Genomic DNA, 24981 nt, shown 5'->3' on the forward strand with positions numbered 1-24981 from the left:
CTTTATCTATTTAGTATTTATCTTCTCCATATACTCATCAGTTAGTTTTTGTATTTCCTCTTTGACTTTTTTATTCAAAGCCTCCACTGCTTCATCATCAGCTCTTTGCTTTTTTACTTCAATCGGTTTCCCGATGAGCACGGCAAGAGGGCCGCATTTGCGGGGCATAGTTACAGAACCTACCACTGCCACGGGGAGAATAGAAACTCCGCTCATGAAGGCAAGGGACGCCATGCCTGAATGAAAACGGCCGAGTCCTTCCCTTTGTATACGTGTGCCTTCAGGAAATATACCAAGTGCGTTGCCTTCTTTCAGTTCCAGAATCGCCCGGCGGATCGCCATACGGTCTATGGAGCCTCTTTTTACGGGAAATGTACCGAACTGGCGGAGAATGTACCCAAAAATCGGATTCTTAAAGAGCTCTTCTTTGGCCATATAATGGATGATGCGGTCTTTAAACGCCACGCCAACGATAGGCGGATCAAAATTGCTTTTATGATTCGGCGCCACGATAATTGCGCCTTTCCTGGGAATATTTTCCCGTCCCTCCACGTGGAGACCGTAAATGCCGAAGAAGAGTCCGTTGAAAAGCACTCTCACCACGCTGTAAAATATCTTTTTAAACATTTGCCCGCCTGACTTCCCATTTCTTTTCACAGATTTCCATAATTGCTTTAGCCGTTTCTTCCAGCGTAAGTCTGCTGTTATCCAAAAGGACCGCATCTTCTGCCTGTTTCAAAGGGGATACTTCACGATGGCTGTCCTGCCAGTCCCTTTTCCGGATATCTTTTTCCACCTCTTCCAAAGTCATGCCCGGATTCTTTTCCGTCATTTCTTTGAACCGGCGGAGCGCTCTCGTGTGAACGGATGCCGTAAGAAATATTTTTACATCCGCATGAGGAAGCACTGTCGTCCCGATATCCCTTCCGTCCAAAACAATCCCGCCTTTTGCAGCCTGGCGCCTCTGTATCCCTACCATGGCGGCGCGGACGCCCGCCAAAGCGGAAACGGCAGACACCCTCGCCGAAACCTCAGGCGTGCGGATATAATCCGTTACATCATGTCCGTTGACAACCACATGCATGGCGTCGGCTTCCGGTTTCACTGTCATGTCCATTCCTGCCGCCAGTGCGACGATATCTTTTTCTTCTGTCAATTCCCGCCGAAGAACTTCGTAAGTCACCGCACGGTACATAGCACCGGTATCCAGGTAAGCGTACCCCATATTTGCCGCCAGAATTTTGGCAACACTGCTCTTTCCTGCCCCCGCCGGTCCATCAATCGCAATAGCTAATTTACGCATCTGTCTTATCTCCTGCTGCTGAAAGCGCCGCCATCCGCCCCATAGAAAAGGCGGCCTGTAAATTATATCCTCCCGTAAACGCATGCACATCAAGTACTTCACCCGCCAGATAAAGTCCGCGGACAATCTTCGATTCCATGGTGGAAGAATTAACTTCTTTTGTAGAAATACCGCCGGCCGTTACAATAGCCTCTTCAATCGGTCTTGCCTTTGTAATAGTGAGAGGCAGTTTTTTTATTGTCTGCCGCAGATGAATACGCTGTGCTTTTTTCAGCGCCGCCGCAGGAATTTCTGCAGGGATATCGGACAGCTTCATCACCACGTCAATCAGGCGGCGGGGAAGCAGCTCCGACAAGGCATTGCTCATCTGTTTTAAACGGAACTTTTGCAAATCACGGAGAATCCGCTGATCCAGAACTTCTTCCGTCAAAGCGGGTTTCAGATCAATATATCCTGTCACCGGATACCCCTGTGACAGCCAAAGCGTAACCATATCGCTCTGTGATAAAACGATGGGGCCGGAGATGCCGAAATGGGTAAAAATCATTTCTCCGAAAGCTTCCGACTTCCTTCTTCCTCCTGCTGCCAGCGCCAGAGTCACATTTTTAAGGGAAAGTCCCTGCAGTTCTCTGCAATATGCCTCCTCGCAAACGAGGGGAATCAGGGCAGGCCGGATTTTCGTTACCGTATGCCCCAGTTCTCCGGCCAAACGGTAACCATCGCCCGTGGAACCCGTACGGGGATATGACTTGCCGCCGGTGGCAAGAATGACTGCATCCGCTTCATAGGTTCCCTTGCCCGTTACCACGCCGGCAGCGCATCCTTTCTTTGTCTGTATATGGAAAACAGGCTCGCTTAAATGGACATCGACCTGCTTTTCATGTAAAAGGCGCATAAAAAGATGGCGGACCTCTTGGGCATCATCGCTTGCGGGAAATATGCGCCCTCCCCGCTCCACCTTTGTTTCCAACCCCCATGTATGGAAAAGGGAGAGCAAATCCATGTTATTAAACCGCTTATAAGCGCTGAAAAGAAAACGGCCGTTTCCCGGTGTCATGGCGATGAAATCCATAATAGGCGCGTTGTTCGTCAAATTGCATCGGCCTTTGCCGGTGATCCCCATTTTCAGCCCGACCTTGTCCATCTTCTCAAAAAGAAGGACTTTTGCCCCGTGATCGGCTGCTGTGACAGCCGCCAAAAGTCCCGCCACGCCGCCGCCGATAATGGCGACTTTTTTACCGGTGGAGCTCATAAAGCTTTTTTACCTCCGCAGCAGTCAAACGGCGGTACTGCCCGCGATTCACATCCAGCGTAAGGAAACTGTACCTGATACGCTTCAATTCAAAAACCGGATAGTGGAAGATTTCCATCATCTTGCGGATCTCACGATTCTTTCCCTCATGGAGTACCATGCGGAGCCTTGTTTTATTCTTTTCCGCGTCATAGCCGAGCACTTCGATTTCACAGGGCGCGGTCACACCGCTGTCAATCTTTACACCCTTTTCCATCTTCTTTGCCAGTTTTTCAGAAAACTTCCCGCGAACTACCACTTCATATTCCTTCTGCACTTCATGGCAGGGATGGGTCAGAATAAAGTCAAGCTGTCCGTCATTGGTCACCAAAAGGAGCCCTTCCGAATGGTAATCCAGTCTTCCCACGGGAAATACACGTTCCCGCACACGGCGGAAATAATCCATAACCGTTCTTCGTCCCGCAGGATCGGAAACGGAAGTAATCACACAATCCGGCTTATGGAATAAATAGTATCGGAGCGGTTCCGGCTTCACAATTTCACCCAAGGCTTCAATTTTATCCGTACAGACGTCCGCCTCCGTCCCCAGTTCCCTGACGACCCTGCCGTTTACACGGACACGGCCTGCCAGAATCAATTCTTCCGCTTTACGGCGGGAGCAGACCCCTGCATGGCTCAATATTTTCTGTAATCGTTCCTTCAAAACAACTCTCCTTCATCCGGCGCATGGGCCCATTTCATCTTCAATTCACTCACACTCGACAGTCCCGTGCATTTCAGAAACTGTTTGGTCGTTCCGTACAAGATAGGCCGTCCCGGCACCTCCAACCGCCCCCGTTCTTCCACCAGCTCTTTTTCAAGAAGCGCCGCCAGTATGCGTCCTGCCGAAACGCCGCGGATCTTCTCTATTTCTGCCCGTGTCACCGGTTCTTTCATGGCAATGACCGCAAGAGTTTCCAGCGCCGCTCCTGACAGAGGCGTCTGCTTCCCCAACGTTTCTGTGAGCCATGCATCATATTCCTTCTTCGTTGCAAGAGACCAGCCTGCCCCCGTTTCATGGAGCGTAATCCCGGAATCATCTTTTCCATATCTTTCTTTCAGCAGGGCAAGCGCTTTTTCAATCTCATCGGGATTTTCTTTAAGCGTGCTTACCAATTCCTCCATAGTCACAGGATCTCCTTTGACAAAAAGGAATGCCTCCAGCAATGCCGCCAAACGGCTCAGCCCTCTCATGGCCGTCCTCCTTCTATCATAAGTCCCGACACCGTATCACGGAGCAGAACTTCCCCCGTGCGGAGAAGCTCCAAAAGCGCCATCAGCGACACGGCGAGGCGCAGTCTTGTCTTCTTCCCCCGGAAATATGTCATCAGTCCTACCGCTTTCTCTCGGCGCAGCGTAAAACGGAGTTCCTCTATCTCATCATCCAGAGAAACCTCCTCCTGCTCCATAATCGTCGTCTCCTCTTCCTTCAGCGATTCATAAAGAGCAAAAAACGCGGCCGACAACTTTTGGAGAGAAATCTTTCCCGTATAGAGCCCGCTCCTTATTTCAGCAGGCTCTTTCGTGCGGTACACTTCCTCTTCCCGTATGAGCGACTCGATATGGGCGCGGATTTCTTTCATCCGCTTAAATTCTTCCAGCGAACGTTCCAGCTCACGGCGGGGATCCTCCGTCTCACTTTCTTCCTCTTGCCGTCGTTTCGGAAGAAGCGTCCTTGATTTAATCAGAAGCAGTGTCGCCGCCATCGTAAAAAAACTGCTTCCCAGCTCCAGATTAAAAGCCTGCGCCTGATTTAAATATTCCAGGTACTGGTCAGTAATTTCATGAATGGGAATATCATGGATTTCTATTCTGTTTTTCGACACCAAGTGCAGCAGCAGATCCATCGGCCCCTCATAGACCGGAATACTCACTACGTAGCTGCCTCCTGTTATTTCCATAACCCCTCCGTCAGCGGCAATTTTCCAATTTCTATCTTATCATAGTGGATATACATTCACAAACAAACCGCCCCCGTGTATTTAGTATATAATGAAGAACAGAAAAAGGAGATCCCTATGGATAAGAAAATGAAAAGCAGGCTTCCTCCTTTCACAGAAGCCCTCATGAACCACACAAAAGAAAAACAATTTCCCTTTGATACGCCCGGCCACCACGGCGGAGCCTTTTACAACCTTACCGAAGAAGGAAAAGCCTTTACCCGCTTCTATGGGAATGCCATGTTCGCCGCCGATGTATCCGACTCGGGCAATAATCCCGGCGACCCTTCTTCCCATGAAGGCGCGGCGGGGGCGGCAGAAAAACTGGCAGCCGAAACCTTCGGCGCCGACCGGGCATGGTTCGTCCTCCACGGCACTTCCGTCTCCAACCGCATTTGCTGTCAGGCACTTCTTTCTGAAAACGATCTCGTCCTTCTTGACAGGAACAGCCATAAATCCGTTTATCAAGGCGCCCTTCTCCAATGCGGCGCCATTCCGGTCTGCCTGGACTCCCTGCGGCTGAAAAACGGAATCATCGCCGGCATCGACAAACGCAGTCTTAGCGAAAAGCATCTGCGAAAAGAAGCGGCACGCCTTGTATCGGAAAGCAAGAACAGGAAACGGCCCTACCGTCTTGCCGTCGTCCAGCTTGCCACCTATGACGGTTTCATGGCCGACGCGAAATACATCATCATGAAATTAAGAAACCTCTGCGACTATATTCTCTTTGATGCCGCATGGGCAGGATACGAGAAGTTCCTTTCCCTGACCGAAAGCCTGTCTCCCCTTACCCTGGCCCTCACAGATAAAGATCCCGGACTTCTCGTCACCCAGTCTGTCCACAAACAACTGGCGGGATTTTCACAAACCTCGCAGATATTGAAAAAGGACAGCCACCTTCGCGGTAAAAAGAGGTATCTTCCTGACGATGTCTTAGACAACGCCTTCCTCATGAATATTTCCACCAGTCCTTACTTCCCCTTCTTCTCCGCTCTCGAAATGAACGCTTTCCTCCACAGGAAATACGGGCACACTCTTTGGCAGGATGCGGCCCGCTTCGCCGTAGAGCTGCGGAAGAAGATCCTTACATCCTGCCGGAGCATCGCCCCCCTGCTCCCCCGTATCATTGACGGACGGCCATGGGAAACATATTCCACGGAAGAAATTCTTTCCGCCCCGCGCTTCTGGCAGTATGGAGAAAAAAGAAATGAAAAAGAACACTTTTCCCACACACGGATCGATCCGTGCAAAATCCTTCTCACCACGAACAGAAAAGGACGTCCGTACCCTGCCATGCTTCTTTCCCTCTATCTTCAGGAAAGAAATATTACCCCTGAAAAATGCGGGCTTCACACACTCCTCTTCCTCATCCAGCCGGGAGATCAGGAAGAAAAAGCAGAGGCTCTCGTTTCCGCATTAATAGACTTTGAAAACAACGCATGGCATCGTCCCGTTTTGGAAATTCTCCCGAAACTCTCGGTGAATTACAACATGACCGTCGCTGAACTGGGCAGGCAGATAGAAAACTTCCTTGAAGAAGAGAATGCTTCCCGCCTGGAAAACAGCATTTTCACCCGGCGCCGAAGGGAAATGGCCTGCAGCGGGCGAAAAGCCACGGAAGCCTTCGTCAGAGGAAACAGAAAACTCCTTCCTCTTTCCCAGCTGAAAGGAAAAACCGCCCTCGAATGCGCCATGATTTATCCTCCCGGCATCTGCGCCGTCACGGCGGGAGAGAAATGGACACAGGACGATATTTCCTACTTTCTCTTCATGGAAAAGTATATGAATCGATACCCTGATTTCGCCCCGGAAATTATAGGGCTCCATAAGAAAGAAACAGCAAGAGGAAAAAAATTATTTGCCTGGATCCTATCCGAAGGAACTCAACGGGTTTGACAGCCGGAGTTTATTCAGATATAATTATAAAGCTATTCAACAGCTCCACAGCTGTATTTTTTTAGAGAGGTGATTTACACAATGGCAACAAACAAGAATCTCCGTTTTAAGACCAGCAGACGTTTTGGCATGAACATTTACGGCCATCCGAAAGCGTTAAAACGGCAGCCCGCTGAAACCCGTCAGAAGAAGATGTCTGAATACGGTCTCCAGCTCGCAGAAAAACAAAAAGTTAAAGCGCTGTACAACTTATTGGAAAGACAGTTCTACCGCTATTATGATAAAGCGAGAAGAATGTCCGGCGTCGTTGGTGAAAACCTGCTGTCCCTGCTCGAAACAAGACTGGACAACCTGGTATACCGCGCAGGCTTCGCTCGCTCCATCCGCCAGGCGCGCCAGATGGTCAGCCACGGTCTCATCGCCGTTGACGGAAAGAAAGTAGATATCCCGTCCTATCCGGTACGTCCGGGACAGGTGATTACCCTGAAAGAAGCCTACAGAACCAATGAAATGTTCAAACAGGCTTTCCTCGAACTGAAGTCTTTCGACCTTCCCTATGTAGAAAAGAGCTTCGACAACTGGTCCGCGACACTCGTCCGCACACCGCTGCGTGAAGAACTCCCCTACAAAGATGAAGTCAACGAAACGCTCATCGTCGAATTGTACTCAAAATAATTTTTACCTTAAAATCCGACCTTTTTCGGTCGGATTTTTTATTTCCCGATTTAACAATCCCTTACCCCTGCATTACAATATAAGAAAAGAAATATAATGGAGGAAATTATGAATACAATCATCTTCGCCTGCTCTACATTAAGAAAAGAGCTGCTTGCCGCCATGAAAGAGAATAACAATCACACCCCTATTTTCTTTCTTCCAAGAGAAGTCCATACAGACCCCAAGTTCCTCCACACTTATGTACAGGATAAGATCGACCGTTTCTGTCAGGTAGATCGCATCGTCATCTGCACATCAGGATGCGGCGGCGGTACAATAGGACTCACAGCAACTACGGCGGAAATTGTGATTCCACGGACACGGGACTGCCTGGATATTCTTCTTTCCGGCAACTCTCTCTCCACGCTGGAAAGAAATTACGAAGGCGTTTTCTTTACCGACAGCTGGCTGGACTTTACCCGTAATTCTCCCCTTGACCTGGATAAACTGGAAGCGGAACGGGGCAAAGAAGGCGCTGCGAAATTTATAAAAAAACTGTACGGCCGCATCAATCAGTTCTACATTATCGACACCGGCTGTTATGATCTTACCCCAGTCCGGAAATATGTCCGGCGAATGGCACACATATTAAACGGGACCGTGGAAGAAATACAAGGGCAATACGGTATTCTGAAAAAAATTGCCAAAAATCAGTTTGATGAAGATTTCCTCATCCTAAGGAAAGGAGACACTGTTCCCCACGGATTTACTTTCCCTGTTTCCACAAAATAATGAAAAATAATCCAGTATAAAAGGCCGTGCATTTAGCTGCACAGCCTTTTTATATTGCTTCAGTTTTTATTTTTCCTATCCCAATATTCCGTTTCCATGCCGATTACGGAGGAATTAAAGACAGGATTTTCAGATTCTCTATAATTCTTCGTGGCTTTCATCACATAGCGGAAACCTATATAAAGCATAGGGATATTGCAATATACGATGATGATATTCCCCAAATCGGAGAACGCCCACAAGTTGGACAAGTCATAGCCTGCAATATTGCAGAATATGCCAAAAGCAGCAACAAAAACGCCCATCCCGCGGATAAAGTGGATAAAAGGACGGGAACTGGAAATACGATTTGCAGAAATTTCCGAAAAGGTAATAAATCCGATCACACAGGTATATGCAAATAGGCAGAAACAGACAGATACCAAAATCATAACGAGCTCATTCAATCCGCCCGGTGTCATGGAGCCGATAGAAAGAAGGAATTTCGGATATGTCCCTGCCGCTTTCCACGCTTCCGGTTCCATAGCCCATCGATGAGCCATAATAACGATAAAGCCTGTCATCGTACAAATCACATGCGTATCAAGGAATACACCGATGGCAGAAATGATTCCCTGTTCACAGGGATGTTTTGCTTCCGCCGCAGCCGCAGGCATCGTGATAGTCCCCTGACCGGCTTCATTAGACATAAGGCCACGCTTCACGCCCTGCATGAGAACCGTACCGAAAGCTCCCCCGAAAACAGCTTCAGGAGTGAAGGCCCCCTTAAAAACTGCGCTGAAGAAATAAGGGACATTATCTAAGTTAATCAGAATCAGGGACACCACAGTCAATACATAAATCACCGCCATGACAGGAACAAGTTTATTGCTGACCGCGGCAATACGGCGGATTCCCCCGAAAGCCATGACCGTGACCAGTACAATGACAACAAGGGACACCACGTAGTAGAAAACGGACTGCACAGGAATAGTGCTTCCTGAAAGAATGCTTCCCATGGCTCCGACGGAAGACACGACATTAAAGCCCTGTGCAGGCAGGCACATCATGGCATACACGATATAAACCAGCGATAGTGCCACGCCGATCCACACTTTGTTCCCACAGAGACACCGCGCATAGAATGGAAGGCCTCCCACAAATTCTTTCCCCCGCTTCTCCTTGAATATCTGTGCCAGGGTACTTTCCGTATAAGCAGTCGCCATACCGAAAAACGCGGATACCCACATCCAGAAAAGCGCCCCCGGGCCGCCGGCGGCAATCGCTCCGGTCACTCCGATAATATTTCCCGGCCCCACACGCATGGCCGTACTCAGACAAAAAGCAGCCAACGGGGAAATTCCCGTACGGATACTGTGATTGTCCATAAGCGTACGTACGCCCCGGCTGAAACACTGAATCTGTATAAAGCCGAGTCGGAAAGTGAAATACAGCCCGGATCCTACAAGGACGATAATGGCAAGCGAGAACTGTCCTAAAAGAGGGATTGCTTGCCAAAAGCCGAACATCTTAGGAAAGTCCCAAAAAAAATCGGATACCGGTGTAACGAAAGAAAGTACGGCATTCACTGCCGCGAATAAGCCTTCCATGGTGAGTCCTCCTGTAAAGAGGAAAACGATTCTCTCAGGCAAATCTGCCGCAGAATCGTCTTCCAAATATATTTCTGAATTGCTTCGAAACTTACTGCTTTGCGCCCGCTGTTTCTATGGCTGCCGCCAGTTTCGCCGCAAGGCCTTTCATCTTTTCCTTGGATACGGAACAAACGGCAAGACGGATTCCTTTCTTCATAGGAACGAGGAATACATTGTCCTTTTCAAGGCAGTCACAGACTTTCTGCGCGCCTTCCAGCGGAATCGTGATGAAGAACCCGGAAATATAGGGGACAAACTTCACACCTGCATCTTTTGCTTCTTCCATGAAGATGGCCGCTCTTTCACCAATCAGCTTGAAATATTTATTTCTTTCCGCATCCAGCCTTGCCACCTTTGCGGAATCACTGCAAATATCAATCATTACATTCTGGGCGGCACTGTTGCAGTTCGACCAGGTTGCGCGGCTGGCATACTGGTTGATGTCTACAAATTCCTTTGCCACATCAGCATCAGAAGTAATGCCGATCATCGCCCCCTGGCGCTGGCCATAAAGGGTAAATCCTTTGGACAGGGTATAAGCCACGATGGTTAAAATATTTTTGGGAAGTCCGCCAAACACCTTAAAAAAGCGGCGGCATTCCTGTTTTTCCCCGCTGTAATCGAGATAGGCCACATCGGGAATAAGAACCGCATTCTTATCTTTCCCTTCCACCGTGTGTTTCAGCACGTCCACAACCGCCTGCCACTCTTCCACACTCATGCAGTACCCGGTGGGATTATTGGCGACACCGTTAAGAATGATGACAATATTTTTCTGGCGTGACAGGATATCTTCCACTTTTTCCCTGAAAGCATCCACATGGAAATGACCGTCTTCTGTAAGGAATTGGAAAGAAGCAACCTTGCGATTCGGATAGTCAATCAAAGAATCATAAGCCCCCCAATGCCAATCAGTAATCAAAACTTCATCTCCATCAGCAGAATAATTATGAATAGCATGATGCAGCGCGCCTGTACCGCCCGGAGTCGCGCAGGCATTAATATATCCGCTCGGGCGGGACTCTCCGAAGCACTGGTCAATGCAGCTTTCCAGGAACTTTTTATATCCCTGGATAGGTGCATACGCGATAATCTGCCGGGGCGACAGCCTTGCATAAGCTTCCTTTACTACCTCAAGCTCCACTAAATTTCCGTCTTCATCAAGAATGGATCCTACAGTCCCGTTAATGACTTTATCTTTGCCGATTTTATCAGCCAAAGCCACGGCCCTGTTATTTGCCGCAAAAATGTTGTCCTGCGCGCTTTTCCCCCGCGCCTGCGGTGCTGCTACACTAAACATACGATCTCCCCCTTCCAAACTGCTCATCGCTGTTACGCTACGACTTTCATATGTTAAAGATACAAATTTATTTTACCATCATGGAAAATACGCTGCAATAAATAAGACAATACATAAGGAATTTTATTCCCCTTACCACCTACAATTGAAATGAACGGAACCGACCCCCGTAAAAACTGACGACATTGTCTCATGCGCGGACAGATAAATGATTTTCGGAAGATGCGCTCCACTTCTTCCGCTCCGTTTCATTTTGCCAATGAATGAGTAGAGAAATAAGGAAAGCAAGAGCAAGCATTCCCGAAAAAAGACTGAGTGTCGCGCTGTAACTGCCGGTCGCCTCTTTCATGAGTGCCAATATGACCGGTCCTGCTATCCCCGCAATCCCCCAGGCTGTAAGAATGCTTCCGTGGATAGCCGCCAGCTGGCGGACACCAAAAATATCGGAAAGGAAAGCGGGCATACAGGAAAATCCGCCGCCATAGCAGCTGATAACGGCAAGCACAAGAAACTGGAATACAAAGCTGTCCGTTATATCCGACAGACGATAAAATGCAAATACTTCAAAAGCAAAGAAAATCATATATGTCACACCGCGGCCAATCCAGTCAGAAACAGTGGACCAGAAAATACGCCCCCCACCATTGACGACGCCGATGATTCCTACAAAGGATGCCGCTTCCGGCGGTGCCATACCGATCACATCCTGTGCCATAGGAGATACGACGGCAAGAAGACCGATGCCGCAGGTAATATTTGTAAAGAAAATCCACCACAAAGCGTACCATTTCCAAGTCCGCATCGCTTCCTTACGCGTAAGCTGCGGGCCGAGGACAGTACGCTTCTTTCCTTTCTCCATTTCCGCCTTCAATACATCTTCAAGACAGGGAACCACCTCTCCCGGACGGGGCGCCCGAAGGTAAGATGCAGAAAGCGCCATTACCGCCGCATAGACCGCGGCAAGAATAAGGAAATTCCCTGCCAGCCCCACCGTCACAGTGAGGTACTGCATGGCAGGGCCCGCAATAAGAGCAGCAAATCCAAATCCCATAATAGCCAGACCCGTAGCAAAACCACGGTGCAGAGGGAACCATTTCACCAGCGTGGATACCGGAGTGATATATCCTGTTCCCAGTCCGATTCCTCCGATACATCCGTAAAACAGGTACAGGAGCACCGCCGACTTCACATAAACGGCTAATGCCGTCCCCACCATGGCGGAGGCGAAGAAACAGGCAGAAACCAGTCCCGACTTGCGCGGGCCAAGACGCTCCACAATACCGCCAAGAAATCCTGCGGAAAGCCCAAGAAATAAAATGGCAATAGAAAACGCCCACGTAGTTTCCGAAAGAGATAATCCCATTCCCGCCATAACAGGCTTCGTGAGAACGCTCCAGGCATATACACTGCCGATGCAGATATGAATGCCTGCCGCCGCAAGCGCAATAAGCCAACGATTCCTTTTCATATAATCCCCTCCATTACTAGCTGAATGAAGGGAAACCAATAAGCGCAAAACCGCCTGAGTAGGTTTCCCTGCCCAGACGGTCGGCTTGTTTTCGAAATAGGAAGTTCACGTGGTCAATTCCACAGAATCCGTCAGTTCTTCCTATCCTTTAGATTGTGCAGTCATCGTATCATGAAAAATTCTTTCCGTCAACAGAAAACCCACACCATCTGTCTATCCTCTTTATCCCATGTCAGCCTGCCTGCCGTTTTTTAGAATCTGTGGGAATAAGAAAGTCTCCAGTTAAGCGGGAGTTCCAAGTTTCCATAACGGTTTGCGTAATTCTTGTGATCCAGGAGGTTGTTCAAGGTCAAGGAAACCGTATCCCGCGGGGTTATGTCATAAATCGTATTCCATGTCAGACGGATACGGGACGGTACATCCCCATAAATGGAGTAGCATTCACGGTCACCGAGATACTTGAAAGTCATCGTGCTCCGCACTTTATCCGCACGGTATGTAAGCGCAGCAGCTATATCAATACGGCCTGCATCCTGCTCCCATTTGGAATTCTTCTTCGAGGGATCCCTGATTTCCGGATTGCCGTACCCCAGTCCCAAAGAATAATCCCAATGGGCATTTACGGTTCTTGCAAATTCCGCTTCCACCCCGGTATTTCTGAACTCTCCTTTATTGATAGCATGCTGGAGCCCGGTGAGAGGATCTTTATCAGACCAGCCGAGTTTGTTGTCAAAATCCATATGGTACACGGCAAATTTCAAACTGCTTTTATCCCCGATAAGCTTTTTCACACCGGTTTCATAAGTCCAGCCTTTTTCAGGCTTCAGCCCGCCGGCAGCAGCCTTGTTGCTAAAATAAGCATCAACGGTCGGCATCTGGAAAGCGCGCCCCACGTTGATATACCACGATGTGGTGTCATTGATTTTATACAGTGTCTGGAACTGGGGATTGATAATCCTCTGATCATCAAAAGGATCGTCGATCATTTCCCCGCGCAGTCCCACCGTCGTGCTGAAACGATCGTTAAACGCATGATCCCACGACAAATACAACGCATTGTTCGTGCGGTGCGCCTTATTTGATGATTTAACAAGGCTCGTATAATCCTCACGCTTGAAGCTGTATCCCGTGATCAAGGTATCCCTTTCGCCAAGTTTCCATTCTTTCTGCACATCGGCAATATAACTTTCCAGATCGGCAGAGGCAGATATTCTGGCATTCTTTACATGGTCCCAGCCGTCCGCCTGACGGTAGTTGTATCCGAGCGTCGCCTTGACTCCATTGTCTTTCCCCTGATAGTACAATCCCGTAGTTATACGCCTGTCCTGATAGGTATAATCATACTTTACAGGCCTTCTTCCCGTTTTGATGCCGCCCCTTGTAATCGTGCCGTCCTGGAACATGAAATTGAAAGACAACTCATCCGTCAGCTTGCCTGCAACAGCAGCACGGTTTTTCTGTCCTTTCCCGATCCACCAGTCAATACTGGATCCACGGGGAAAATCATTGGCACGTGTATAGTCGTCAGAATATTCCTTCGACAGGCTCACCAGCAAACGGTCGCCTGCATAAGTTACACCGAAATCCTTATAATAATTTCCCACGGTTCCTTTGAGAGAAATTCCCTGTTTTGCCTGCCCAGGCTTTTTCGTAATGATATTCACCACGCCGCCCATCGCTTCGCTGCCGTACAGAGTTCCTGCCGCCCCCTTGATGATTTCTACCTTCTCAATCATTTCGACAGGAATCCCGTCAAGAGAATTGTAATTCTTCAGATTCATAGGGATGCCGTCCACCATGACAAGAGTGCCCCTGTCATAACCACGGATAACCGTACGTCCCGAACTGAAACCGAAATCCTGCCCACCATCGCCATAACCTGTACTGGTAAGGCCCACCTGGCTTTCAATGATATCAAAAGCATTTTTATAACCTGCCTCCTCAATCTTCTTAGCGGTGACCACCGTTTCCGTCGCAGGTGTTTCTATTTCTGTCGTTTCCATCCTCTGCGCCGTAACGACGACAGGATTCAGCGTGTAAACCTGATCTGCTGCCGCAGCTCCACTCCAGCCCGCCAGTGACAGCAGTACTGCCCCTGCCAGTAATTGATTTTTCTTCATCATCATTCCTCCTCTGATAATATTTTTTCCCGTACTGCCAAATGATTTGCCGCACCCCATCCTTTCGTGTCAACTAATACATATAAAAACAATGTATCTATCACCAGCAGAAGAAAGCTGTCCGATGTTTCGCCTATCCTGCATGATGAAAAGCAATAAAAAAGCAATGATCGTACCACAAAAAAATTCCTTTGTGAAATCCTCATTGCCCCTGTAGGTAATATAAATACTTCGCTTATTATTATTTTATGCGAACCACTTATATTATTTACTTTACATAATCATATGTCAATCATAAAAAATGTTTTCTTCATAATAGACTTATTCCTCAAAAAGAAAAAGCCATGCACACGCACAGCTTTCTCAATTCTCACATCAGAATTTATATTCCACTCCTGCCAGGAAGTTGCGTCCTAAGTTGTAGAACGTGGAGGAAGACGAAGAAATGATGTCATGCCGGTTGAACAGGTTATCAATATTCAGGAAGAAACGGGCATTTTCATTTGCCTGATAGGAAAAGTTCAGGTCAGTGAAGAACTGGCTCTTGAAAGATTTGTACGGCGTGTAGTCACGAATACGTTTCCCCAGATAAGCAAACTCAAAAGCGCTTGTTAGCTTGCCGGTCCTGTAAACGATACCGCCGTTCCACTGCACCTTGCCGTAATAATCATGCCAGTCCCCTGTTGTACCGCCGGCCTTCCTTTCCTGCTTCTCCGGATGCCCGAAAGTCAGTCCCGTGTGGTAGGACAGGTTTTCATTTTCATTTCTTGTCCATTCGAGTTCAATACCGGTATTTCTTACATCTTCATTGGCATATTTGATATCTCCCACTACACCTGCGCCGACTTTTGCTTCCAGGCTGTCCTTGATTTTGTAGTGGAATGCGGCCAGGCGCCAGGATGACTTGCCTATATTTTTCTTTGCGCCGATTTCATAGTGGGTTCCTGTCTGCGGACGAAGTCCCGGAGAGGCGATGACATTGCCGCCGCCATAAAGCTGTTTGAAAGTCGGCATCATGAATGACTTTCCCGCCTTGGCATAAATCATGGTATCTTCACTCAGATCATGCATAAGAACCAGTTCGGGCGTAAATTTGTCATACCTATTTCCTGCATCATCTTTTGCAACCCAGGTCTGGCGAAGATTCAGGTTCGCCCTTGTCGCCCTGGTGAAATCGTATTCCAGCTGTCCATAAAGAGAGTACATATTGCGCGCATAGTGATAAGTATTTCCATCGACAACGTCCGCCATGTCCCTGCGGAAATCACCGCCGATAAGGACGGAACCCTTATCAAAATGCCAGCGGTTGGACAAATTGAACCCAATGGTCTCATCATTATTTTCTGTCTTTGTGAAAATCCGCTTGTCGGGGTCATATCTTCCCCTTTTCGCGTAAGGCGCTACTTCCGTTTTGCTCTTACCGGTGGACATATCTCTCTTATGATAGTAAAAATCCGCTTTCAGGTCATCCTTATCATAATGAAGCCCCGCCACGTTTTCGCGGGTCTTGTAAATCATATCCTGGCCGGGCTGCCCTTTATTCTTTCCGTTGCGTCCGTCATAACGGTATACATAGTGGCTGTTGTTCTCCGAGTACGCATGGGTAAAATAAAGACCATCAGTGATATTGTAACGCCAGTCTACATAATTATGCTCAGCACGGATGATATTGTAATACATCCCTGCCGGACGGCCGCCGTCAGGATGGGAAATATGATCTACTTTCCCCATGTGGTCATAGGAATAAGTAATCCCGAATTTATCCCCTGCCTGCGCGCTGACTGCATAGTTCTGCTGTCCATAGTTGCCAAAGCCCGCTTTTACCTTGGTATCCCTTGTCCCTTTGGTGATGATATTAATAACACCACCGCTGGCTTCTGAACCATAAAGAACCGCACCGCCTCCGCGGACAATTTCTACTTTTTCCACGGAATCGGAAGCAATATCCTGAAGACTGTACATGCCGCTCTGATTCATCGGAACACCGTTCACAAGAACGAGCGTGCCTTTTTCAACGCCGCGGATCACCGCCTTTGCCGTCATTGTCCCCTGGGAGAGACCGCGGGGCCCCTGGCTGCTGGTAATAATACCTGTGGAGAACTTGAGCGCTTCCTGCATATTGGCGGCTCCGGTTTCACGAATCTGTTTATCCGTGATAATCTCCACCGCTGCCGGCGTTTTTAATTCTTTCGTATCTGTACGTTCCGCCGTGACAATGACGGGATCCAAGGTATAGATCTCCGCCGCATCTGCTGCACTCCATCCTGCCAGCACAAGCAATAAAGCCCCTGCCAGCGCCGTGTTCTTTTTCTTCATACTTTTCCTCCTCCGGCTGCGAAAAGCCGATTTTCCCAAACAGCTTCCCCTAACCAATAAATGAAATTCTATATCATTGATTTCCGGCAAGGCTTTCCCATGTTTCGCCTGCGAAAATGAAATGAACGAAAAAACAAGAGACTCTCCCTTCTCTGATTTGTGGATCTGTCCTCTTAAAACGTTTTTCCCCCTGTCAGCGCATTAATTCTTTTACAGGAAGATTTCTTATATTATCTGCACATTCATAATAATTTGTCAATAAATTCGTTATGTATCCTTCAGTAATTATCATCACGCTGTCTTAAAATCCTTTTATTTCTCTTACCATTCGTAAAAATATATTTATTTACCTGTAAAACAATCAAATTCCACTCCGGAAATACATCTGTAAACCAATTTTACTCATACAAAAACCGGCTCTTTATAAAGCCGGCTTTCACATTTCCATAACATTTAGGCAAAAAGTTCATCAGGCAAGACTTTATTCTTTCCTTCTTCAATGGTAAAGATAGAAGCGAGAAGTTTTTTCGTATACGGGTCTTTTGCCAGTGTCAGATCGCGAATCGTTTCTACCACTTTCCCTTTCTGCATGACTATGATTTTGTCACAGAATGTATTGGCAAGGGCAAGATCATGACAGATAAAAAGATAGGCTACCTGTCTTTCCCGCTGAAGCCGGGTAAGGAGTTCGATCACGGTTTTCTGTACGGACATATCCAGTGCCGAGGTCGCTTCATCACAAATGATGATTTCCGGTTCCAGTACCAAAGCTCTTGCGATGGCGATACGCTGCCGCTGTCCGCCTGACATATTATTGGCATAACGGTCAGAAAATTCCTCCGGAAGTTCTACCAGCCGCAGCATTTCCCTTGCTTTCGCATCAACTTCACTGTTCTTTATCATGCCGAAGTTTTTCAGCGGTTCGCATATAATATCGCGGACGCGCATTTTCGGATTGAACGCGGTAGAAGGATCCTGGAAAACCATTTGTATTTTCTTACGATGCTGCCGGAGTGCTTCCCCCTTTAAACGAGTAATATCCTCTCCGTGGAAAATAATCTTCCCTGCAGAAATATCGTATAGACGGGTCAGCATCTTAGCCACGGTAGATTTGCCCGAGCCTGATTCCCCTACGATACCGACTGTCTCAGCCTTATGCACAATGATATCCACACAGTCGCAGGCTTTGAGGACTTTTCCTCTGCCCAAGTCAAAGTTCTTACAGATATTGTCTATATGAAGTATTTCTTCTCCGCCTTTCATGCTGTTGTCTTACCTCCTAAGCTGGGAACCGCCGCCAGAAGCATTTTTACATAATCGGTTTTCGGATGGTAAATAACTTCTTCCGCTTTCCCGTATTCCACCACTTCGCCATTTTTCATCACCATGATATTATCCGCCATATAAGCGGCGACACCCATATTGTGGGTAACGATGATAATGGCAATGTTCATATTTTTACGCACTTCCATCATTTCTTTGACAATGGTCGCCTGTGTCGTCACATCAAGAGCCGATGTCGGCTCATCAGCCAGGAGCAGTTTCGGATGAAATGACATGGCCATGGCGATACCGACACGCTGCCGCATGCCGCCGGATAATTCATAGGTATAACTTTTCAAAACCTGTTCCGGATCGGGAAGCCTGACCATTTCCAGCATAGAGATCATCCGATCATGGGCTTCTTTTTCATCAGTCAGCCCATGAACCGCCAGAAAGTCCCGATACTGCCTTCCGATCGTATGGATGGGATTCATCATGGCGCCGCTATCCTGGAAAATCATAGACACGTCCGTGCCGCAAAGGCTTCTGTGCATTTCCGCTGTCTGCTTCTGCGTATCCTCTCCATTGAGAATAACCTGTCCTTCAGCAATATGCCCTCCGCCGGGAAGAACATGCTGGATGGCACGGATAACCGTAGTTTTCCCTGACCCTGACTCTCCTACGATAGCCAGAACCTGCCCCGCATCCAAATCGAAAGATACATGGCGGACCACAGGGTCGCCTTTTCCATAGGCGATTCCTAAATCTCTTACCTGTAATAGCATGGGAATATCTCCTCATAATAAATTCAATTGAAATGGAAACAGAAATTCGATACAGCATGGCAACGGCCGGACAAAAACGGTCTGTACCGAATTTCCATCCCCATTTCAGAGGAAGGAAAGCCGCTTCTCCGCTGCCGGATATATGACAGTGGAGAAAAGGCATATTTCACTATAGAAATTACTTAGCCGGAGTAATGTCTTTAGTTACCCAGTAATAGTCACACGGATAAATATTGGCATTCTGGACAGACTTGTTGCTGACCATATTGGTCTGCGGATAGCCGAAAATCAAAGCAGCAGCGTCATCCTGGACAATTTTTTCCATTTTAATGATGATATCTCTGCGCTTAGCGGGATCAAATTCAGATGCCAGCTGATCAGACAACGCATCATATTCAGGGTTGCTGTATCCGGAACCGTTCTGCGGATTGCTGCCGTCTACATTGGTCTTCCAGTACTGGTTGACGAATACTTCCGGATCCCCTGCCTGTTCGGTCAGGATATTGGAAATCAGGAGGTCATACTCCCCGCGGACACCGATGCCATCCAGTACGTTATAGTCTACATTCTTCAGGTTGATCTTGATGCCGACTTTCTTCGCATCCGACTGGGTAGCTTCCGCATACAACGGAAGTTCCGCACGGCCGGAGTAGAAAATGAAATCCAGCTCCAGATTCTTGCCGTCCTTATCCACAAAGCCATCTCCGTCGCTGTCTTTCCATCCTGCTTCTTCCAGCAGCTTCTTGGCGCTTTCCACATTGTATTTATCCGGATACGCCTTCATCAATCCGTCGAAGTCATAATCCAGGGATGGCGGAAGCATCGGACCACCAGCAATAAAGGTATCTTTCAGCAGCACCTTGGCATAGGTTTCACGATCCAAAGAGCGAAGCAGCGCCTGACGGACTCTCTTATCCGCCAGCGGTTTTCCTTCCTTGACACTCATACGGGCAAGAACATCGCGGATAGAAGAAATGGAACTGATATTGAATTTATTCTTATCCTGGAACAGTGCCAAGTCGCCGGCAGCCACATTGACCGCTATATCGATTTCGCCTTTCTGGAGTGCCATAGCACGGGTATTCGGATCATCAATGGTATTAATGACTAAGTGTTTGAACGGCACCGCAGCATAGTAGTTCGGGTTTGCATCCAATTCACATTTTGCCTTGGAGAATGATTTAACCATGTATGGGCCGGTACCGATCGGTCCCTGTTTAGCAAAATCTACTTTCCCATCGGAATCGACATCAACAATAATAAAAAGCGGATCACCCAGCATGCCGGGAAGCGTAGCAATCGGTTTTTTCGTATAAATAGTGACATTCTGTCCATCAGCAGTGATGTGATCCAGTTCAAACATGGCCTTTGCACGGGGAGCCTTGGCAAAGGTACGTTCGATGGATTTTTTGACCGCTTCGCCGGTTACCGGTGTGCCGTTGGAAAACTTAATATCCTTGATTTTGAAAGTCCAGGACATCTTATCATCAGATACCTTCCAGCTTTCAGCAATCCACGGTTCCGCATTCATTTTGGAATCAAAATGGACAAGGCATTCACCGACGCCGTAGCGCATGACCTGCCAGCCAAAATAATTGTCGGTCGGTTCCAGGCTGTCTGCAAAGTTGGTAATACCTACGGTCAAAGTGTCTTTCGGTCCTTTAGAGGCAGACTTGTCTCCGCCGCCGCATCCGGCAAACGCGACTGTCATAAGAGCTGCTGCTGCCAATGCGGCGCCTTTCTTGTAAATAGATTTCATGGATGTAACGCTTCCTTTCTTAAAACAAAATATAAATTAGGCAAAACCTGTTACATATGCAGAACGGCGGCAAAAGCCATCCCTTCTGATAGGAACCATATTGATCAGTCCTGGCGCGGATCCAGGACATCCCGGAGAGAATCTCCCCACAGATTGAAAACGACAACGGTTATAAAAATAGCAAGCCCCGGGAAAATCATCAGCCATGGAGCGGTCTGCAGCTGCTGGCGTCCTTCATTCAGCATAAGACCCCACTCCGGCGCCGGAGGCTGGCTGCCGAACCCAAGGAAAGACAATCCCGCCAATTCCATCATCATAGCACCGATATCTGCCGCCGCAGTGATGACCATGAGAGGCAGGATATTGGGAAGAATATGAACCCAGAGAATATGGGCAGAAGAACCGCCGCTTACAATAGCGGCATCCACGAAATCACGTTTCTTGATTTTCAGGACCATACTTCTTGAAAGACGGGCATACTTCGTCCATGTCACACAAAGCATGGCAATCATGGCATTCACAAGACTGCCTCCCAGAATACCGGCAATAGCGATGGCAAGAATAACGCCGGGGAAAGAAATCATCATATCCGCAAACCGCATGATGACCGTATCCACAATACCGCCGAAATATCCGGCAATGACCCCCAGGAATGTACCTACCACAAAAATAAGGAATACCAGGAAAAGTACGCTCGTCAGGGAATAGCTGGCTCCATACAGGATGCGGGACAGTACATCACGTCCCAGCTTGTCCGTCCCAAAAAGATGCGCTGCAGACGGAGCCGCGTTGGCATCCCGCATGACCGCTTCCAGCGGATTATAAGGAGCTATCACCGGGGCCAGCGCCGTAATCAGTATCAAGAGAAGCACCAGCAGAGACGTAATGCGAAAGGCCTTATTTTCTTTAAATCCTTTAATCAGGTTTTCCATTGGACTATTGACCTGCCTTTCTCAATCTGGGATCCAGGTGGTTGTAGGACAAATCCACCACCAAATTAATGGCCATGTACATGAAAGCAATCCAAAGGACAACCGCCTGCACGGTTTGGAAATCACGGTATGTAATGGCCTGTACCACCATGAAGCCAAGCCCCGGCCAGGAAAATACGATTTCTACCACGGCCGCACCGCCCAGAAGAGAACCGAAAGCGAGCCCCAAAAGCGTTATCAGCGGAAGAAGCGCATTGGGAAGAACTTCCTTCCATAAGATGTGAGACTCAGAAAATCCTCTTGCCCGCGCGCCCATGACATAGTCCTGCCGCAGTTCTTCCAGCACAGTCGCGCGAACCTGCCTCGTATACTTCGATGCCATGACTACGCCGAGCGTCACCATGGGAAGAATCAGATTTTCCACAGAAACATCGCCGCCAACGATAGGAAACAGATTCAGCTTTAAAGCAAAAATCCACAGAAGCATAAGACCCATCCAAAAATTAGGTACAGATACCCCCGCAAAAGTAAAACCACGGATGATGTAATCGGCCCAGGTATTCTGCTTAACTGCCGTATATATTCCCAGTGGGATGGCAAACAAAAGCATAAAAACGGAAGAAGCAAGCGCAAGAATAACCGTAGCAGGCAAAGCTTCCAGAACCGCATCCAATACAGGCTTCTTCATCATAAATGAAAATCCGAAGTTTCCGTGAAGCACCCGTCCGAGCCAGCTCAGATACTGCATGAGGAACGGCTGATCCAGTCCCAGTTCATGGCGAAGCGCATCAATTTCCACCTGGCTGACCACGATATCTTCATTCCCTGCAATCATCTGGCGGACAGGATCTCCCGGTGCCAGCATAACCAGACAGAACGTAATAAAACTGATTCCCAAAAGGACGAGAACCATCTGCCCAAGACGCATAGCAATTTGTTTGTTTGTCACACCTATCATCTCCACGTTGGCAAAATAAAAGCATGAATCGGGGAATCATTAATCCATGCCAAAATAAGGTAATTCAAATACCCTGATATTTTTCTTTAAGCTGTACCCCTGATTTGCTCCCCAAAGCGACATTGATACTTTACACACTTTTTAATATACACATTATATCACAATATATTAACATTGCAATAAAAATCCATAAATGTTTGCCGAACCTGCAGCTTACAGCCTATCCGATACATATCATTTGCCCATAGCATATATACCCCTATATGTATGCTAAATTATATTTTAGCCTTACTTAATCCATAAAATATTTTTTATCTGTGTACAAGCAGAAAATTCCCTGCAGATGCAGACTCATTTCCCTGTCTGCCCTTACGCATATTGAGTTCAATCTTTATATTTCTTATAATGAAGTGAAAAAGAATTTAATGTAAACAGGAAATGCATAGGAGGAACCATGGATCTGGATAAAATTTGCCGGGCTTTTAAAAGAAACCGATTCGACTGCACCATTTTCGAAACGGCAGAAGAAGCGGCCGCATATTTATCACAGGAAATACACGGTAAAACCGTGGGGATGGGCGACTCCATGACACTGGAGAGCATGAAAATGTACGAACGGCTTTCAGAGAATAACGAAGTTTATGACGTGCAGCATATTGAAAACAAAGATTACACATCGAAAGAACGGATGGAACAATTTCTTTCCATGGCAAGGAAATGCCTCATGACCGATGTCTTCCTCACATCCGCCAACGCTGCAGCGGAGACGGGCGAACTGGTAAACATCGACGGTACGGGAAACCGGATTTCAGGCTCCCTCTTCGGACACAGGAAAGTGTATTTTGTTATCGGTGTGAATAAAATCTGTCCTACTTTGGACGACGCTATTTTCAGGGCAAGAAATGTAGCCGCCCCAAAGAACGTAGAGCGGCATCACTATAAAAATGGCTGTTCCTTCTTCAATTACAAAAAATGCTGTGACTGCAGCGCGCCTGATCGGATCTGCAACGCTCTTGTAATCTACTACAAGAAGATGAGGAATATGGACATGGAAGTCGTCATTATCAATGAAGAATTGGGATTATAAAGATAAAAGCCATCAGCTGTGAGCTGTCAGCCATAAGCTGGAGAATAGAGGATATGAGCGCTGTCCGTTAAACGTCATCCTAAACGAATGTGAAGGATTTGCCGCCGTGATGGAGAATACGGTAAAATGTCATCCAGAGCGATAGCGAAGGATCTATTACCGTAGTGAGGAAGACGGTAAGACGTCATAGAGGTAATAGATTCTTCACTCCATGCCACTATTCCGTTTCCCGTTCTTCTCACAAGGCATTCTTGCCAAAGCTCTGAATGACGATTAGGGAAAAAGCGCCACAATGACAGAAAACGCTAATCGTTATCCTGAACCGCACGAAGGAACTGTACACGTGGTGAGGAAAGCCGGTATGAGGATAAAAGCCATCAGCTGTGAGCTGTCAGCTGCAAGCTAACTATTCTTTTACGATTTAAATCATTACGACAAGCGCGTATCCTCAATCGCACTGCGTGCGCCAGCAGCTTCTTCTGACGGCCGACTCCATGATCCCCGTATAAGACGATAAAGTATCATCTATAACGCCAGCGAAGGATCTATTACCGTGGTGAGGAAGACGCAAAATATACTTGACCGAGACCTCTTTATATAAAAGCGCACAAAAGCTTCTCACATTTAGGATATACTCCATGTTCTGCGAGAAGCTTTTTACATTTCATGCATTCCCCTGTCAGGCACTTCCGACCGGCTGCGCCGGACAGCAGAGAGAAATCAAAAACATGAGCCGCAATCTGCTGTCGGTTTATCCAATATTGGAAATTATTTCTTTTTCCCGCCGAGATAGGCCGCCATGACGTCGGGGTTCCCCGCCACTTCCGCAGCCGGTCCTTCCATAACGATTTTTCCCGTTTCCATAACATAAGCATAATCGGCAATCTGCAGTGCTTTTCGTGCATTCTGTTCTACAAGAAGAACCGTTGTCCCCATTTTATTGATATCCTTGATGACATCAAAAATCTGCTGGACGACAAGAGGCGCCAGCCCCATGGATGGTTCATCAAGAAGCATGAGCTGCGGTCTTGCCATCATGGCACGGGCAATGGCGAGCATCTGCTGTTCTCCGCCGGAAAGGGTGCCGCCAAATTGTTTTTCCCTTTCCAGCAGCCGGGGAAAACGCTGGAACACTTTCACCATATCTTCCCTGATTTCTGCCTTATCCTTTCTCTGGTATGCACCGAGTTCCAGATTTTCACGAACGGTCATGTTCTGAAGGATCTGCCGCCCTTCCGGCACAAGGACTACACCGGCATTTACGATATGGAACGACTTTTGTCCCGTGATGGATTTATCTTTGAAACGGATCTCCCCTTCCGAGGGTTTCATGAGCCCCATGATGGTTTTCATCGTGGTGGACTTTCCCGCGCCGTTCGCTCCGATAAGGGTCACGATTTTCCCTTCAGGAACAGAGAGGCTGATGCCTTTCAGCGCCGTGATATTTCCATAGCCGGCGACAATATTCTTAAGCGTAAGCAGC

General features: G+C 47.8%; 21 protein-coding genes and 1 riboswitch. Of the genes, 4 read left to right on the plus strand and 17 right to left on the minus strand.

What is annotated here, in order from left to right; genetic code table 11:
* Positions 1 to 6 precede the first annotated feature (6 nt).
* Genes GCWU000321_RS03865 through GCWU000321_RS03890 form a run of 6 tightly spaced genes read right to left on the minus strand, consistent with a single transcriptional unit; the run spans position 7 to position 4495 of the window.
* Positions 7 to 627 (minus strand): lysophospholipid acyltransferase family protein, encoded by a 621-nt coding sequence (locus tag GCWU000321_RS03865; RefSeq protein ID WP_007069785.1) that lies wholly within the window; start codon positions 625 to 627, stop codon positions 7 to 9.
* Entirely contained in the window at positions 620 to 1303 is a 684-nt protein-coding gene (gene cmk, locus GCWU000321_RS03870) for a (d)CMP kinase (RefSeq protein WP_007069786.1), read from the minus strand. The genes GCWU000321_RS03865 and cmk overlap by 8 nt, the downstream gene beginning before the upstream one ends.
* A complete protein-coding gene (locus tag GCWU000321_RS03875; protein ID WP_007069787.1) occupies positions 1296 to 2555 on the minus strand; it encodes a BaiN/RdsA family NAD(P)/FAD-dependent oxidoreductase in 1260 nt (419 codons plus the stop codon). The genes cmk and GCWU000321_RS03875 overlap by 8 nt, the downstream gene beginning before the upstream one ends.
* On the minus strand, positions 2539 to 3258 hold the full coding sequence (locus tag GCWU000321_RS03880) for a pseudouridine synthase (RefSeq protein WP_007069788.1): 720 nt from the start codon (positions 3256 to 3258) through the stop codon (positions 2539 to 2541). Before GCWU000321_RS03880 ends, GCWU000321_RS03875 begins: the two co-directional genes overlap by 17 nt.
* The gene (scpB, locus tag GCWU000321_RS03885; RefSeq protein ID WP_007069789.1) at positions 3255 to 3788 is read right to left on the minus strand and encodes an SMC-Scp complex subunit ScpB; all 534 of its coding nucleotides are present in this window, start codon (positions 3786 to 3788) and stop codon (positions 3255 to 3257) included. Before scpB ends, GCWU000321_RS03880 begins: the two co-directional genes overlap by 4 nt.
* Entirely contained in the window at positions 3785 to 4495 is a 711-nt protein-coding gene (locus GCWU000321_RS03890) for a segregation and condensation protein A (protein ID WP_007069790.1), read from the minus strand. Before GCWU000321_RS03890 ends, scpB begins: the two co-directional genes overlap by 4 nt.
* A 117-nt stretch (positions 4496 to 4612) precedes the next feature.
* Between GCWU000321_RS03890 and GCWU000321_RS03895 the strand changes: the two genes are divergently transcribed.
* The 3 genes from GCWU000321_RS03895 (at position 4613) to GCWU000321_RS03905 (ending at position 7879) form a co-directional block, all read left to right on the plus strand.
* On the plus strand, positions 4613 to 6430 hold the full coding sequence (locus tag GCWU000321_RS03895) for an Orn/Lys/Arg family decarboxylase (RefSeq protein WP_050754516.1): 1818 nt from the start codon (positions 4613 to 4615) through the stop codon (positions 6428 to 6430).
* Between the two features lie 81 nt (positions 6431 to 6511).
* The gene (gene rpsD, locus GCWU000321_RS03900; protein ID WP_007069792.1) at positions 6512 to 7105 is read left to right on the plus strand and encodes a 30S ribosomal protein S4; all 594 of its coding nucleotides are present in this window, start codon (positions 6512 to 6514) and stop codon (positions 7103 to 7105) included.
* A gap of 108 nt (positions 7106 to 7213) precedes the next feature.
* Complete coding sequence (locus tag GCWU000321_RS03905; RefSeq protein ID WP_156777740.1) at positions 7214 to 7879, plus strand: DUF1638 domain-containing protein; 666 nt, start codon at positions 7214 to 7216, stop codon at positions 7877 to 7879.
* Positions 7880 to 7938: 59 nt separating this feature from the next.
* Here the strand turns inward: GCWU000321_RS03905 and GCWU000321_RS03910 are convergent, their stop codons facing one another.
* From GCWU000321_RS03910 to nikB, 10 genes are all read right to left on the minus strand, one after another.
* Complete coding sequence (locus tag GCWU000321_RS03910; RefSeq protein ID WP_040381248.1) at positions 7939 to 9468, minus strand: alanine/glycine:cation symporter family protein; 1530 nt, start codon at positions 9466 to 9468, stop codon at positions 7939 to 7941.
* A 91-nt stretch (positions 9469 to 9559) separates the two neighbouring features.
* Positions 9560 to 10810, minus strand: a complete 1251-nt coding sequence (locus GCWU000321_RS03915) for a pyridoxal phosphate-dependent aminotransferase (protein ID WP_040381250.1) — start codon at positions 10808 to 10810, stop codon at positions 9560 to 9562.
* Between the two features lie 190 nt (positions 10811 to 11000).
* Positions 11001 to 12278 (minus strand): L-lactate MFS transporter, encoded by a 1278-nt coding sequence (locus GCWU000321_RS03920; protein WP_007069797.1) that lies wholly within the window; start codon positions 12276 to 12278, stop codon positions 11001 to 11003.
* A gap of 63 nt (positions 12279 to 12341) precedes the next feature.
* Positions 12342 to 12427, minus strand: a riboswitch (ZMP/ZTP riboswitch).
* Positions 12428 to 12529: 102 nt separating this feature from the next.
* Entirely contained in the window at positions 12530 to 14404 is a 1875-nt protein-coding gene (locus GCWU000321_RS03925; protein WP_040381251.1) for a TonB-dependent receptor plug domain-containing protein, read from the minus strand.
* 369 nt (positions 14405 to 14773) lie between these two features.
* Positions 14774 to 16714 (minus strand): TonB-dependent receptor plug domain-containing protein, encoded by a 1941-nt coding sequence (locus GCWU000321_RS03930; RefSeq protein WP_007069799.1) that lies wholly within the window; start codon positions 16712 to 16714, stop codon positions 14774 to 14776.
* Between the two features lie 453 nt (positions 16715 to 17167).
* Positions 17168 to 17977, minus strand: coding sequence for an ABC transporter ATP-binding protein (locus GCWU000321_RS03935; protein ID WP_007069800.1), 810 nt, complete (start codon positions 17975 to 17977; stop codon positions 17168 to 17170).
* Complete coding sequence (locus GCWU000321_RS03940) at positions 17974 to 18762, minus strand: ABC transporter ATP-binding protein (protein WP_007069801.1); 789 nt, start codon at positions 18760 to 18762, stop codon at positions 17974 to 17976. Before GCWU000321_RS03940 ends, GCWU000321_RS03935 begins: the two co-directional genes overlap by 4 nt.
* A gap of 178 nt (positions 18763 to 18940) precedes the next feature.
* A complete protein-coding gene (locus tag GCWU000321_RS03945) occupies positions 18941 to 20521 on the minus strand; it encodes an ABC transporter substrate-binding protein (protein ID WP_007069802.1) in 1581 nt (526 codons plus the stop codon).
* A gap of 104 nt (positions 20522 to 20625) precedes the next feature.
* Positions 20626 to 21453 (minus strand): nickel transporter permease, encoded by an 828-nt coding sequence (gene nikC, locus GCWU000321_RS03950; RefSeq protein WP_007069803.1) that lies wholly within the window; start codon positions 21451 to 21453, stop codon positions 20626 to 20628.
* Between the two features lie 4 nt (positions 21454 to 21457).
* Positions 21458 to 22411, minus strand: coding sequence for a nickel ABC transporter permease (gene nikB / locus GCWU000321_RS03955; RefSeq protein ID WP_007069804.1), 954 nt, complete (start codon positions 22409 to 22411; stop codon positions 21458 to 21460).
* 454 nt (positions 22412 to 22865) lie between these two features.
* Here nikB and GCWU000321_RS03960 point away from each other — a divergent pair, with 454 nt between their 5' ends.
* The gene (locus tag GCWU000321_RS03960) at positions 22866 to 23498 is read left to right on the plus strand and encodes a lactate utilization protein (protein WP_007069805.1); all 633 of its coding nucleotides are present in this window, start codon (positions 22866 to 22868) and stop codon (positions 23496 to 23498) included.
* A 768-nt stretch (positions 23499 to 24266) separates the two neighbouring features.
* Here GCWU000321_RS03960 and GCWU000321_RS03965 read toward each other — a convergent pair.
* On the minus strand, positions 24267 to 24980 hold the full coding sequence (locus tag GCWU000321_RS03965) for an ATP-binding cassette domain-containing protein (RefSeq protein WP_040381856.1): 714 nt from the start codon (positions 24978 to 24980) through the stop codon (positions 24267 to 24269).
* Position 24981 lies beyond the last annotated feature (1 nt).

This window comes from Dialister invisus DSM 15470 (assembly GCF_000160055.1).
Lineage (GTDB): Bacteria > Bacillota > Negativicutes > Veillonellales > Dialisteraceae > Dialister > Dialister invisus.